Genomic DNA, 12208 nt, shown 5'->3' with positions numbered 1-12208 from the left:
GGCTCAAGGCCCCGGGCCGGGCAGGTCGTCGGCGGTCGCCGCCGTCAGCAGCCGTCTGGTCTCCGGCTCCACGTGCTCCGCGTAGTACTCGTACAGGGCCGCCCGGCCGAGGCGGGCCGCCCCCGCGCTGTCGCCCGCCTCGATCGCCGCGAGGACCTCGCGGTGGTGGGCGACCGAGCGGCGCATCCACGGCGCCGGGTCCGCCACCCCCGCGATCTTCTTCTCGATGACCTCGACGACCGCCTCGTGCACGGCACGCGCGCACAGGCCGAGCAGCGTGTTGCGGCTCGCCTCCGCTATCGCGCGGTGGAACAGCGCGTCCGCCTCGCTGAAGGCGCGCAGCGAGGCGGGCGACGCGCTCAGCTCCTCCATGCGGGCGATCCGCTCCCGCATCCGTACGAGATCGTCCTCGGTGTGCAGACGCGCGGCCAGACGGTTGCTCTCGGCGTCCAGCACCATGCGGAACTGCACCAGTTCACCGAGCGAGGAGAGACCGGAGCGGGTGAGGCGGCCGAGCGCCTGGCTCAGGTTCCCGGTCGAGACGCCGAGCACCTCCGCGCCCAGCGGATCACCGGGACGCGAGCGGATCAGCCCCGTCGACTGGAGCACGCGCAGCGCCTCGCGGACCGTGGAGCGCCCCACACCGAACCGCCGGACCAGCTCGCGCTCCCCGGGAAGCCGCGCCCCCGGAGGGAGTTCACCGCTGAGGATGCGCTCCTCGATCTGCTCCGCCACGCGCTGGTAGGCACGCATGGGCCGCACGGGTTTGAAGAGATCGTCGTCGGCGGCCATGTCCTCCTCCACGGTGGCTGATAGCCGCGGGCCGACCAAGATCTGACGGTTGACCCGGGTCTGAACGTGCGGGCAGAGTACGGGAATTCAACTGGTCTGACCAGCTGACCGGAGGACGCGCCCCGAGCGGCGCCGACGGTCGACCACGCGGTCAGCCGGACGACTTGGAGGTTCTCCATGGCCACCGCACCCCCGACCGTCCCCGACGTCGACACCGATGCCGCCATCGCCCTCACCCAGGATCTGGTACGGCTGCGCACCGTCAACGCCACCGGCGCCACCGAGGTCGAACAGCCCGCCGCCCTCCTCGTCCAGCGCCTCTTCGACACGTTCGGGTGGATGTACGACGTCGTGGAGGTCGCCCCGGGACGGCCCAACACCGTCGCCGTCGTCGAGGGCGGGGGCGGCGACGGGCCGACCCTGATGTTCGAGGGGCACATCGACGTCGTCACCGAGGGCGACCCGGCCGACTGGAGCGTCGACCCGTACGGGGCGCTGATCCGCGACGGCAAGCTCTGGGGACGCGGCGCCGCCGACATGAAGTCCGGCGTCGCCGCCATGATCCACGCCGTACGCGCCCTCCAGCTCGCCGGGCCCTTCCCCGGCCGGATCGTCGTGGGCGTGCTCTGCGACGAGGAAGGGCTGATGCTCGGCGCGAAGGCGTTCGCCGCGTCGCCGCTCGCGCGGTCCGTGGACGCCGTCATCGTCTGCGAACCCGAGGGGTACGAGGTGTGCACCTCCGCCCGCGGCGGCATCCGGCTCCGCCTCGACCTGCACGGCGTCATGGCGCACGGCGCGATGCCGCAGGAGGCGAGGAGCCCGATCGTGGCGGGCGCCCGCGTCGTCGACGCGCTCGCGGACGTCCAGGCGTGGGCGCGGGAGCGCTACGGCACCCATCCCCACGCGGGCCGCGTCACCGTCACCCCGACCGTGCTGCTCGGCGGCGACCCCGACCAGCTCAACGTCATCCCCGCGCACGGCGTCGTCGGCGTCGACATACGCACGATCCCCGGCACCGACCACGCCGAACTCATCGACCGCGTACGGGAGTCGGCGCGCGCCGCGGCCTCCACGGAGGGTGTGGACATCGGTCTGACCGTGGTCGACGACCGGCCCGCCGTCGAGATCGCCGAGGACCACCCCGTGGTGAGCGCGCTGGTGGCCGGGCACCGCCAGGTCCACGGCGCCCCGCCACCGTTCGGCGCCGTCCCCGGCACCACGGACGGCACGATCCTCACCCGCGACGCTGGTCTTCCCACCGTCGTCTACGGCCCCGGCGGCAAGTGGATCGCCCACCAGAAGGACGAGTACGTCGAGGTGCGCGAGATCGGCGAGTACACGCGCGTGTACGCGGCCGCGGCCCACGCCTTCCTCACCGGGGGCGCCCGATGACGACGTACACCCTCCCCCCGGACGGACTGCCCGTCGGGGACTCCTGGGTCCCCGCGCCCGGCCGCCGTGCCGTCACCTTCCCCTACGACGGCAGCGAGTTCGCGCACGCGCCCGTCGGCGACGCGGCACTCGCCCGGCAGGCCGTCGAGCACGCCGCCGGGCTGCGCAAGACGGTCGGCGCACTGCCCTCCCACATACGGCGGCAGGTGCTCGCCGACGTCGCGGCGGCGCTCGCCGACGAGCTGCCCGGACTCGTGGACCTGCTGGTCCTGGAGACCGGCAAGCCGCGCGTGGACTGCGACATCGAGATGCTGCGGACCGTCGCCACCTGGCAGGCCGCCGCCGACGAGGTCGCCCATCTGCACGGCGAGACCGTGCCGCTCGACGTCCAGCCGTCCGGCGAAGGGCTCTTCGGGTTCTGGACGCGGCGGCCCGTCGGCGTCGTCGTCGGCATCGCGGGCTTCAACTACCCCCTGCTGCTGGCCTCCCACAAGATCGCACCCGCGCTCGCCGCCGGGTGCCCGGTGATCGTCAAACCGGCCCCGTCGACCCCGCTGGCCACCCTGCGCCTCGTCCACCTCGTCCGCGAACGCCTCGCCGCGGCGGGCGCGCCCGTCGGAGCGGTCCAACTGGTCACCGGGGGCGCGGAGGTGGGCCGCACCCTCACCACGCACCCCGGGGTCGCGGCGGTCTCCTTCACCGGCTCGGCGGCCGTCGGCCACCGCATCGCCCGCGACGCCGCGCCCCGCAAGGTCGTCCTGGAGCTGGGCTCCAACGCCGCGCTCGTCGTGGCCGCGGACGCCGATCTCGACGCGGCGGCGGACGCGGTGGTGCGCGGCGGGTACTACGCGTCCGGGCAGGCCTGCGTCTCCGTGCAACGGGTCGTCGCCGTCGACGCGGTCGCCGAGGCCCTGGAGAGGAAACTCGCGGAGCGGCTGCGGACGGTGGTCGTGGGCGACCCGCGCGATCCGGCCACCCGGGTCTCCGCCCTCATCGACGAGGCGGCCACCGAGCGGGTCGCCGACTGGATCCGGCGGGCGCGGGCGGCGGGCGCCCGCGTGGTCGCCGGGGGCACGCGGGAGGGCCGCTGCCTCACACCGACGCTGCTCGCGGACGTGCCGGACGGGGAGCCCGCCTGGGACGAGGAGATCTTCGGCCCGGTGGTCTGTCTGCGTTCGGTGCCGGATCTGGAGACGGCGTACGACGTCGTCAACGCGAGCCGCTACGGCCTGCACGCGGCGGTCTTCACCCGCGATCTGGGCGCCGCCTTCCGCGCGGTGGAGGAGCTGGAGGCGGGCGGCGTCGTGATCAACGAAGTCCCCGGCTACCGCAGCGACATCGCCCCCTACGGCGGGGTGAAGGCCTCGGGCGTCGGCCGCGAGGGCCCGCGCTTCGCGATCGAGGAACTGACCGTGACCCGGATGGCGGTCGTCCGGCCCTGAGCGGCCGGCCCGCACCCGCCACCGGTGACACCGGCGAGTGAGAGAGGCAGCGACACGATGGAGTACGCCAATCTGTTCCGCCTGGACGGGCGCCGCGTCGCGGTCGTCGGCGGTGCGAGCGGCATCGGCCGCGAGTCGGTGCGCGCGCTGGCCGCGCAGGGCGCGCACGTCATCGTCGCCGACCGCGACGAGGCGGGCGCGGCGGAGACGGCACGGCTGGCCCCCGGGTCCACCCCCTGCCCCCTCGACGTCCTGGACCCCGAAGCCGTGCGGGAGGCGGTCGCCGCGTGGGGCCCGCTGGACGGACTCGTCGTCACCGTCGGCGTCAACGTCCGCAAGCGCCTCGCCGATTACAGCCTCCAGGAGTTCGACCGGGTCATCGGGCTCAATCTGCGCGCCTATCTCACGCTCATCCAGGCCGTCGCCCCCGGCATGGCCGCGCGCGGGCGGGGGAGTGTCGTCGGGTTCGCGTCGATGCGGGCCTTCCAGGTCGAGCCGGGGCAGGGCGCCTACGCCGCGTCGAAGGCCGGGCTCATCCAGCTCCTGCGGACGGCCGCCGCCGAGTGGGGGCCGCAGGGGGTGCGGTTCAACGCCGTCGCGCCCGGCGTCGTCCGCACCCCGCTGACCGATCAGATCGCCGCCGACCCGGCCTGGTTCGCGGCGTACGCCGAGGCCTCCGCGCTGAAGCGGTGGGCGCGGCCCGAGGAGATCGCGGGGGCCGTCGCCTACCTCGTCTCCGACGCGGCTACCTTCGTGACCGGCAGTGTCTTGACCGTCGACGGCGGCTGGACCGCGGTCGACGGGCGGTACGACCCCTCGGTGTGACGCCCCCCCACGTACAACACGCACGGCACGCACGGCACGCACGGCACGCACGCCACGCACGACCTGCATGACCCGCATGACCGAGAAGGAGCACGATGTCCCGCCCGGAGAACCCAGGCCCGCCCCCGGCGGACCCCCTCGACGGCCTGCCCGGTCTCCGCGGCGCCGCCCGCCCCTCCCTGTGGCTGCTGCTCGTGCCCCTCGTGCTCTACGGCGCCGCGCCGCTGGTCGCCAACCGCGTCGAGCCGCGCGTCCTGGGCGTCCCCTTCCTGCTCGCCTGGGTCATCGCCGCGACGATCGTCAGCCCTCTCGTCATCTGGCTCGCCGCCCGCCTCGACCCGGCCTACCGGCTGAACGCGGTCGAGCCGATCCCCGCCGACGACGACGCACTCGACCCGCCCCGGGGAGAGGGCCGATGAGCGGGTCCGCCGCGATCGCGACCACCGTCTTCGGGCTCGCCATGGTCGCCACCATCGCCATCGGCGTGCTCAGCGCGCGCGGCAGGTCCAAGGGCCTCGCCGAGTGGTCCGTGTCCAGCCGGGGGCTCGGCGTGCTCTTCATCTGGCTGCTGATGGCGGGCGAGACGTACACCAGCTTCTCGTTCCTCGGGACGGCCGGCTGGTCGTACTCCTTCGGCGCGCCGATCCTCTACCTCGTCGCCTATCTGACCGTCGGCTTCGCCGTCGCCTACGTCGTGGGCCCCGCCCTGTGGACGTACGCCTCCCGGCACGGCCTCATCTCGATCGCCGACATCGCCGAATTCCGCTTCCGGTCACGGCCGGTGGGCATCCTCGTGGCGGTCGTCGCGACGCTCTTCATCGTGCCCTACATCCAGGTGCAGATCCAGGGCATGGGCGTGGTCGTGAACGCCATGACGTACGGCGGCGTCGACCTGAAGGTGGCGGCCGTCATCTCCTTCGTCGTCGCCGAGGTGTTCATCCTCGTCTCCGGGCTGCGCGGTTCGGCCTGGGTGAGCGCCTTCAAGGACGTCCTGGTGATCCTCGCCGTCGTCTTCCTCGCCGTCTACATCCCGACGCACTACCTCGGCGGCGTCGGCGACCTCATGCAGCGCATGGTGACCGAGAAGCCCGAGTGGCTGACCTTCCCCGGGCACGCATCGGGCGGGCGGGACTCGCTGTGGTTCCTGAGCACCGTCGTCCTCAACGCCGTGACCATCACCATCTTCCCCACGACGGTCGCGGGCTATCTGAGCGCCAAGAGCCCCAACGCCCTGCGCCGCAACGCCCTCCTGCTGCCCTGGTACCAGCTGCTGCTCTTCGTGCCGATGGTCGTCGGCGCCACCGCGCTCTTCGTGCTGCCGACCCTCGGCAACCCCGACCTCGCCCTCTTCCGCCTCGTCACGGACTCGCTGCCCGCGCCCGTCGTGGCCGTCATCGGGGTCGCGGGCGCGCTGTCGGCCATCGTCCCGATGAGCGTCTTCATGCTGTCCATCGGCACGCTGTGGGGCCGCACAGTCCTGGGCGGCGGCAACGGCTCCGACCCGCGCGGGCGACCCGCCCCCGCCGCCTCGGACGAGGCACGTGACATCCGCGCCAAGCGGCTCTCCCAGGCGGTATGCGTCCTCGCCGGACTCGTGGCGCTCGCGGGCAGCCTCTTCTACCCCAACACCCTGGTGGAACTGTCCGTCCTGTCGTACGAGGGTCTGGCACAGCTGGTGCCCGTCGTGCTCCTCGCCCTGTACTGGCGCCGGTTGACGGCGCGGGCAGCCGTCGCGGGGATGCTGGTGGGCCTCGCGGTGATGCTGGGGCTGTGGGGCACCGAGAACGACCCGTACCACGGCATCAACGGCGGCATCATCGCGCTCGCCGCCAACCTCGCGGTGACGGTGGCGGTCACCTGGCTCGCCCCGGGCCCGGCCCCCGCGCGCCCCGCGGTCGAACACGTCAAGGTGGAGGCAGGCCGATGACCGATACCGGTACCGGCAGCGGAGCAACCGAGTTCGAGGTCCCCGGGCTCGCCGAGCCGGTGGAGATCCTCGTCGACCGGTGGGGCGTCCCGCACCTGTACGCCGCCTCGCGGGACGACCTGTTCCTCGCCCAGGGCTTCAACGCCGCCCGCGACCGCCTCTTCCAGCTGGACCTGTGGCGGCGCCGCGGACTCGGCCTGCTCGGCGAGGTGCTGGGCGACGCCTACGCCGAACACGACCGCGCCGCCCGCCTCTTCCTCTACCGCGGCGACATGGCCGAGGAATGGCGGGCCTACGGCGAGGGCACCGAGCGCGTCACGACCGCGTTCGTCGACGGCATCAACGCCTACGTGGCGCTCTGCCGCCGCGACCCCGCCCAGAGCCCGCCCGAATTCGGCCTGCTCGGGTACGAACCGGCGTACTGGGACCCGTCCGACGTCGCCCGCATCCGCAGCCACGGCCTCCAGTACAACCTCCACGACGAGGTCGCCCGCGCCCTCACCCTGCGCGACCACGGCCCCGACGCCGAGGAGCTGCGCAGGCCCCGCGAACCGAGTCCGCACCGGCTGCGCGTCCCCGAAGGCCTCGACCTGTCCGTCATCCCCGACGACGTGCTGCGCGTCTACACCCTCGCGACGGTCCCGCCATGGGCCGCGGGCACGGCACCCCGCCAAGGCCTCGACGGCTCCAACAACTGGGTCATCGCCCCCTCCCGCACCGCCACCGGCCGCCCCCTGCTCGCCAACGACCCGCACCGCGGCATCACCCTGCCCGCCCTGCGCTACCTCGCGCACCTCTCCGCCCCCGGCATCGACGTCATCGGGGCCGGGGAGCCCGCCCTGCCCGGCATCTCCATCGGCCACAACGGCCACCTCGCGTTCGGCCTGACGATCTTCCCGATCGACCAGGAGGACCTGTACGTCTACCGCACCAACCCCGCCGATCCGCACGAGTACTGGTACCAGGACCGCTGGGAGCCGATGACCCTGGTCACCGAGGAGATCCCGGTGCGCGGCGGCGAACCGGTCACCGCCGAGCTGTGGTTCACCCGGCACGGGCCCGTGATCCGCGAACACCCCGAGCGCCACGCGGCGTTCGCCGTCCGCGCCGCCTGGCTCGGCCCCGGCATGGCCCCCTACCTCGGCAGCATGGATTACCTGGCAGCCCGCGACCCCGACGCCTTCGTCACCGCGATGCGCCGCTGGGGCGCGCCCGGCGAGAACCAGGTCTACGCCGCCCCCGACGGCACCATCGGCTGGCACCCCGCGGGCCGCGTCCCGGTGCGCCGCGGATGGGACGGCACGCTCCCGGTGCCGGGCGACGGGCGCTACGAATGGGACGGCTTCCTCGACAGCGAAGAACTGCCCTCGGCCCGCGACCCCGAGCAGGGCTGGTTCGCCACGGCCAACCAGATGAACCTGCCGCCCGACTACCCGAGCGCCCTCAAGACCGTCACGTACGACTGGTACGCCCCCACGCGCCACGAGCGGATCTCCGAGGAACTGGCCGCCCGCGACGACTGGACGGTCGAGGACTGCGTACGCCTCCAGACGGATTACGTCAGCCTTCCCGCCCGCCGCGTCCAGGCGCTGCTCGCCGGGGTGCGCGGCCAGGACGCCACCGTCGCCGCCGCCCTCGACCTGCTGCGCGGCTGGGACACCCGCCTGGCGCCGCACTCCGCGGCGGCCGCGCTCTTCGAGGTCTGGTACCGGCGGCACCTGCGCCCCGCCCTGCTGAACCGGGCACTGGGCGCCGCCGGGTACGGCCCCGGGGCACTGGCGCGGATCCTGCCCGTGGGGGACGCCACCGCCGACCCCCGCGTCGATCTGCCCCTGCTCGCCGCGGACCCCGACCCCGGCCTGCTGCACGCCACGCTGACGGCCGCGGTCGGCGAAGTCTCCGCGCTGCTCGGCCCTGACCCCGCCCACTGGTCCTGGGGCGCGCTCCTGCACGCCCACCCGCACCACCCCGTCGCCGCCCTGCTCGACGGCCGCCCCGCCCCGCCGTGGGCGTCCGTGGGGCCCGCCCCGCGCGGCGGCAGCGGCGACACGGTCGGCGCCGCTGCCTACGGCCCCGGCTTCCGGCAGACGACGGGCGCCACCTTCCGCCTGGTCGTGGACGTCGGCGCCTGGGACAACTCGGTGGCGATGAACTCCCCGGGCCAGTCGGGCGATCCGCGCAGCCCGCACTACGCCGACCTGTTCGACGCCTGGGCGGCCGACGGCTCCTTCCCGCTGCTCTACTCCCGGCCGCGGGTGGAGAAGCACACGGTCGCCACCCTCACCCTGCGGCCCGCGGGGCGGTCACAGCCCGGCTGAGGCCACCCGCGCGCCGATCTCCTCCCGCGACAGATAGGCGTCCGTCATCTCGAAGTCCTTGAGCGTGGCGGGCCGCTGGGCCTGGAAGCCGGTGCGGACGTAGTCGTCGCCGGCGACCGCGTTGAGCCCCCAGTTGGCGGCCGTGCGGAAGCGGGCGGTCAGCGTGCGCAGCGCCCCCAGGTGGTAGCCGCGCGCCACGACCTGCGCGGGCAGCCCGGTCAGCTGCACGCCCAGCGGCTTCGACACCGCCTGGATGCCGCCGAGGTCCACGACGAGGCCCATGTCCTTGTGCCGGTAGTCGGTGAGCGGGAAGCCGCGCAGCGCCGCGAGGACGTTCTTCGCGGCGGCCCAGCCCTGGCGCATGGCGTGCTGCGCGGTCGGCGGGCAGACCGCGTCGCCGCCCTTGGCGAGGTCGGGCACGGCCGCCGCGTCGCCGAGCGCGAAGACCCCGTCGAGGCCCGGCACCGTCAGATCCGGCCTGACGACCAGGCGGCCCTTGTTGGTGTCGGCGCCGAGCGTGGCGATGAGCGGGCTCGGCGCGACCCCCGCGGTCCAGATCAGCGTGCGGCACGGCAGGACGCGGTCGTCGGTGAGCGTGACGGTGTCCTCGGTGACCTTGGCCACGGAGACCCCGAGCGAGACGTTCACGCCGCGGCGCTGCATGATCTCCATCGCCTTCTCGCCGAGCCGCTCGCCCAGCTCGGGCATCAGCTTCGGGGCGACGTCCACCACGTGCCACTTGATCTGGGAGACGTCCAGACCCGGGTAGCGCTTGACGGCGGCGCACGTCAGCCGCTGGAGGTACGCGGCCGTCTCCACGCCCGCGTAACCGCCGCCGACCACCACGAACTGCAGCCGCTGCTCGCGCTCCTCGCGGTGCGAGCTGGCCGCGGCCAGGTCCAGCTGGGAGATGACGTGGTCGCGGATCCAGGCGGCCTCGGCGAGCGTCTTGACGCCGACCGCGTACTTGTCGACGCCGGGGATGTCGAACTGGCGCGTCACACTGCCCGGGGTCAGGACCAGGTAGTCGTAACGCTCCACGACCTCCTCGCCGTTGATCTTACGGACGATCACGGCCTTCGCCTTGGGGTCGATGCCGATGGCGCCGCCCGGCACGATGGCCGTGCGGCGCAGCATCCGGCGCAGGGGCACCGCGACCGACTGCGGGGTGAGCACCCCGGAGGCGACGTGCGGCAGCAGAGGCAGATAGAGCTGGTGGTCCATCGGGCTGATCAGCCGCAGCTCCGCCTCGTGGGGCGCGAGTTTCTTCTCCAGCTTGTGGGCGCACTCCATGCCGGCGAAACCGCCGCCGACGATGAGGATCCGGGGAGCTGCCATGTGATGTCACTCCAAGACTGTGGGAGATCGTCTTCAGGGCTGTGTCGCGGCTGTCGGCGCCGCCGGGGCCGCCGGAAGATCTTCTGGATCTTCTGCGGACCGTACCCGTGGCCTTGTACCCCTGCATCCGGAATGGATGAATCGTGTGACGTGCTTCACACGGCCTGATCGCCCCGGCTCAGATTCCCGGCCGGTAGCGGATGGGGTGATCGTGCGGAACCTCGACGAGGGCGATCCGCAGGCCGTCCGGGTCCTTGATCCACATCTCGATCAGGCCCCACGGCTCCTTGACCGGCGGCCGGACCACCTCCACGCCGCGCTCGGCAAGCTCCGCGTGGGCCGCGTGGACGTCCGGGACCTGGAGCCACAGCTGCAGCTCGGGCGGGGGCGGGGTCTCGGAGCGGCCGGAGAGTTCGAGGAAGCCGCCGCCGAGGAAGTAGACGGTCCCGCGCTCGGGTCCGGTGCCGAACTCGCGGTAGACGGCGAGGCCCAGCGCGCCGCCGTAGAACGCGCGCGAACGCTCCGGGTCTGTGGGGTGGAGAAGGGTCCTGCTGCTCAGTACATGCACCATGCGGACGCACCTTAGCGGCGCGTTAGGCTCGGCGGAGCAGCAGGCCGCGCCAGATCGGAGCCAGAAGTCGATGGACACCGCCCCACGCCCCCTCACCGGCGAACTCACCTTCCGCGACGCGGTCTCCGGCGACGTCGACGCGCTCGTCGCCCTCATCGAGTCGGCGTACCGCGGGGACGCGAGCCGCGCGGGCTGGACCACCGAGGCCGACATCCTCCAGGGGCAGCGCACCGACCCGCGAGGCGTCGTCGAGGTCATCGAGTCGCCCGCGAGCCGCCTGCTCGCCGTCGAGCGGGACGGCGCGCTCGTCGCCTGCTGCCAGCTCGAACACCGCGGCGAGCACGCCTACTTCGGGATGTTCGCGGTCAGCCCGTCCCAGCAGGGCGCGGGGATCGGCAAGGTGATCATCGCCGAGGCGGAGCGGGTGGCGCGCGAGGAGTGGGGCGCCCGTGAGATGCACATGACCGTGATATCCGTACGCGACGACCTCATCGCCTGGTACGAGCGGCGCGGCTACCGCCGTACGGGAAAGATGACCCCCTTCCCGTACGGCGACGAGCGCTTCGGCATCCCCCAGCGCGCCGACCTGGAGTTCGAACTCCTGGTCAAGGACCTCAGGCCGTGAAGCGGCCCGTCCGCTTGATCTCCGGGTAGTCGGTGGTCGCGCCGTCCAGCTGGAGCGCGCGCACCAGCCGCAGATCGTCCTGCGTGTTCACGACCCAGCCGATGATCCGCAGGCCGGCCTTCCTGGCGTGCTCGACGATCTCCAGCGTCAGCCGCCGGATGTTGAGGACGAGCGTGGTGGCGCCGACCGCGGTGGCGCGCTCCACCACGTCGGTGCCGTAGCGGCTGGCGACGAGCGCGGTCCGCACGCCGGGGACCAGGCGCGCGATCTCCGCGATCGCCGCGTCGTGGAAGGAGATCACCTCCACGCGGGAGACCAGGTCGCGACGGTGCATGACCTCGGCGAGGGCGCGCGCGGCCGCCACGTCCTTGATCTCGGCCTGGAGCGGCGCCCGCACGGCGTCCAGGACCTCCTCGAAGACGGGGACGCGCTCGCCGCGGCCCGCGTCCAGCTCCCGGAGTTCGGCGAGGGTCTTCTCGGCGATCGGTCCCTTGCCGTCGGTCGTACGGGCCACGTCGGCGTCGTGCATGACGACGAGGGCGCCGTCCTTGCTCAGATGCAGATCCAGCTCGATGAGATCGAGGCCCGCGGCTTGCGCGGCGATGAAGGAACGGAGGGTGTTCTCGGGTTCGACACCCATGACCCCGCGATGACCGATGGTGAGGAAGTTCAAGGTCCACTCGCTTCCGTCGACGGCGGCTCGGCGGCCGCGGGGCGAGGACGGAGGGGCCACGCGGCAATGTCGCAGCCTAACGGCCCGCCTCGGCCACGGAACCGGCCGGACGGGGGTGAACGGAGCCTTCCGCTCTGGTTCCCACGATGCCGAGGACCAGTCCGGTGACGAGGGCGGCGACAAGGACGGCACGGGTGCTCATGGGTGCGCTGCTCCATACGGGCGTAGGACCGCTGACCCCGCCTGTCCTATCGGCGGGGCGCCGCCGCGGCGAGCTGCTTCACCCTGGGGTGGGCGAGTCCTCC

At 73.2% G+C, this 12208-nt stretch carries 12 protein-coding genes; 7 read left to right on the top strand and 5 right to left on the bottom strand.

Annotated features, from left to right (window positions below; all coding sequences use genetic code 11):
• Positions 1-3 precede the first annotated feature (3 nt).
• Positions 4-792: a FadR/GntR family transcriptional regulator gene (locus DMA15_RS04295; protein WP_125511332.1), complete on the bottom strand. Its 789-nt coding sequence runs from the start codon at positions 790-792 to the stop codon at positions 4-6.
• Positions 793-969: 177 nt separating this feature from the next.
• Here DMA15_RS04295 and DMA15_RS04290 point away from each other — a divergent pair, with 177 nt between their 5' ends.
• From DMA15_RS04290 to DMA15_RS04265, 6 genes are all read left to right on the top strand, one after another.
• Complete coding sequence (locus DMA15_RS04290) at positions 970-2184, top strand: M20 family metallopeptidase (protein ID WP_125511331.1); 1215 nt, start codon at positions 970-972, stop codon at positions 2182-2184.
• A complete protein-coding gene (locus tag DMA15_RS04285; RefSeq protein ID WP_125511330.1) occupies positions 2181-3626 on the top strand; it encodes an aldehyde dehydrogenase family protein in 1446 nt (481 codons plus the stop codon). Before DMA15_RS04290 ends, DMA15_RS04285 begins: the two co-directional genes overlap by 4 nt.
• Positions 3627-3683: 57 nt before the next feature.
• A complete protein-coding gene (locus DMA15_RS04280; protein ID WP_125511329.1) occupies positions 3684-4451 on the top strand; it encodes an SDR family oxidoreductase in 768 nt (255 codons plus the stop codon).
• Positions 4452-4546: 95 nt separating this feature from the next.
• Positions 4547-4870: a DUF3311 domain-containing protein gene (locus tag DMA15_RS04275; RefSeq protein WP_125511328.1), complete on the top strand. Its 324-nt coding sequence runs from the start codon at positions 4547-4549 to the stop codon at positions 4868-4870.
• The gene (locus DMA15_RS04270; protein WP_125511327.1) at positions 4867-6378 is read left to right on the top strand and encodes a sodium:solute symporter family protein; all 1512 of its coding nucleotides are present in this window, start codon (positions 4867-4869) and stop codon (positions 6376-6378) included. Before DMA15_RS04275 ends, DMA15_RS04270 begins: the two co-directional genes overlap by 4 nt.
• A complete protein-coding gene (locus DMA15_RS04265; RefSeq protein ID WP_125511326.1) occupies positions 6375-8696 on the top strand; it encodes a penicillin acylase family protein in 2322 nt (773 codons plus the stop codon). The genes DMA15_RS04270 and DMA15_RS04265 overlap by 4 nt, the downstream gene beginning before the upstream one ends.
• Here DMA15_RS04265 and DMA15_RS04260 read toward each other — a convergent pair.
• Together DMA15_RS04260 and DMA15_RS04255 are read right to left on the bottom strand one after the other, a co-directional pair.
• Positions 8682-10034 (bottom strand): NAD(P)/FAD-dependent oxidoreductase, encoded by a 1353-nt coding sequence (locus tag DMA15_RS04260; RefSeq protein ID WP_125511325.1) that lies wholly within the window; start codon positions 10032-10034, stop codon positions 8682-8684. The genes DMA15_RS04265 and DMA15_RS04260 overlap by 15 nt on opposite strands.
• Positions 10035-10212: 178 nt before the next feature.
• Complete coding sequence (locus DMA15_RS04255) at positions 10213-10605, bottom strand: VOC family protein (RefSeq protein WP_125511324.1); 393 nt, start codon at positions 10603-10605, stop codon at positions 10213-10215.
• A gap of 70 nt (positions 10606-10675) precedes the next feature.
• Between DMA15_RS04255 and DMA15_RS04250 the strand changes: the two genes are divergently transcribed.
• Positions 10676-11230, top strand: coding sequence for a GNAT family N-acetyltransferase (locus DMA15_RS04250; RefSeq protein WP_125511323.1), 555 nt, complete (start codon positions 10676-10678; stop codon positions 11228-11230).
• Here the strand turns inward: DMA15_RS04250 and DMA15_RS04245 are convergent.
• A complete protein-coding gene (locus DMA15_RS04245; protein ID WP_125511322.1) occupies positions 11220-11903 on the bottom strand; it encodes a glycerophosphodiester phosphodiesterase family protein in 684 nt (227 codons plus the stop codon). The two genes, DMA15_RS04250 and DMA15_RS04245, sit on opposite strands and share 11 nt — an antisense overlap.
• A 76-nt stretch (positions 11904-11979) precedes the next feature.
• A complete protein-coding gene (locus DMA15_RS37925; RefSeq protein ID WP_276314325.1) occupies positions 11980-12105 on the bottom strand; it encodes a hypothetical protein in 126 nt (41 codons plus the stop codon).
• Positions 12106-12208 lie beyond the last annotated feature (103 nt).

This window comes from Streptomyces sp. WAC 01529, assembly GCF_003945545.1.
Classification (GTDB): Bacteria; Actinomycetota; Actinomycetes; order Streptomycetales; family Streptomycetaceae; genus Streptomyces; species Streptomyces anatolicus.
This window is presented reverse-complemented; position numbering and strand designations above follow the sequence as displayed.

What these genes read in the sequence shown, in the direction of transcription:
- DMA15_RS04295 (WP_125511332.1), bottom strand. Translation starts at nt 792, where the DNA reads ATGGCCGCCGACGACGATCTCTTCAAACCCGTGCGGCCCATGCGTGCC.
- DMA15_RS04290 (WP_125511331.1), top strand. Translation starts at nt 970, where the DNA reads ATGGCCACCGCACCCCCGACCGTCCCCGACGTCGACACCGATGCCGCC.
- DMA15_RS04285 (WP_125511330.1), top strand. Translation starts at nt 2,181, where the DNA reads ATGACGACGTACACCCTCCCCCCGGACGGACTGCCCGTCGGGGACTCC.
- DMA15_RS04280 (WP_125511329.1), top strand. Translation starts at nt 3,684, where the DNA reads ATGGAGTACGCCAATCTGTTCCGCCTGGACGGGCGCCGCGTCGCGGTC.
- DMA15_RS04275 (WP_125511328.1), top strand. Translation starts at nt 4,547, where the DNA reads ATGTCCCGCCCGGAGAACCCAGGCCCGCCCCCGGCGGACCCCCTCGAC.
- DMA15_RS04270 (WP_125511327.1), top strand. Translation starts at nt 4,867, where the DNA reads ATGAGCGGGTCCGCCGCGATCGCGACCACCGTCTTCGGGCTCGCCATG.
- DMA15_RS04265 (WP_125511326.1), top strand. Translation starts at nt 6,375, where the DNA reads ATGACCGATACCGGTACCGGCAGCGGAGCAACCGAGTTCGAGGTCCCC.
- DMA15_RS04260 (WP_125511325.1), bottom strand. Translation starts at nt 10,034, where the DNA reads ATGGCAGCTCCCCGGATCCTCATCGTCGGCGGCGGTTTCGCCGGCATG.
- DMA15_RS04255 (WP_125511324.1), bottom strand. Translation starts at nt 10,605, where the DNA reads ATGGTGCATGTACTGAGCAGCAGGACCCTTCTCCACCCCACAGACCCG.
- DMA15_RS04250 (WP_125511323.1), top strand. Translation starts at nt 10,676, where the DNA reads ATGGACACCGCCCCACGCCCCCTCACCGGCGAACTCACCTTCCGCGAC.
- DMA15_RS37925 (WP_276314325.1), bottom strand. Translation starts at nt 12,105, where the DNA reads ATGAGCACCCGTGCCGTCCTTGTCGCCGCCCTCGTCACCGGACTGGTC.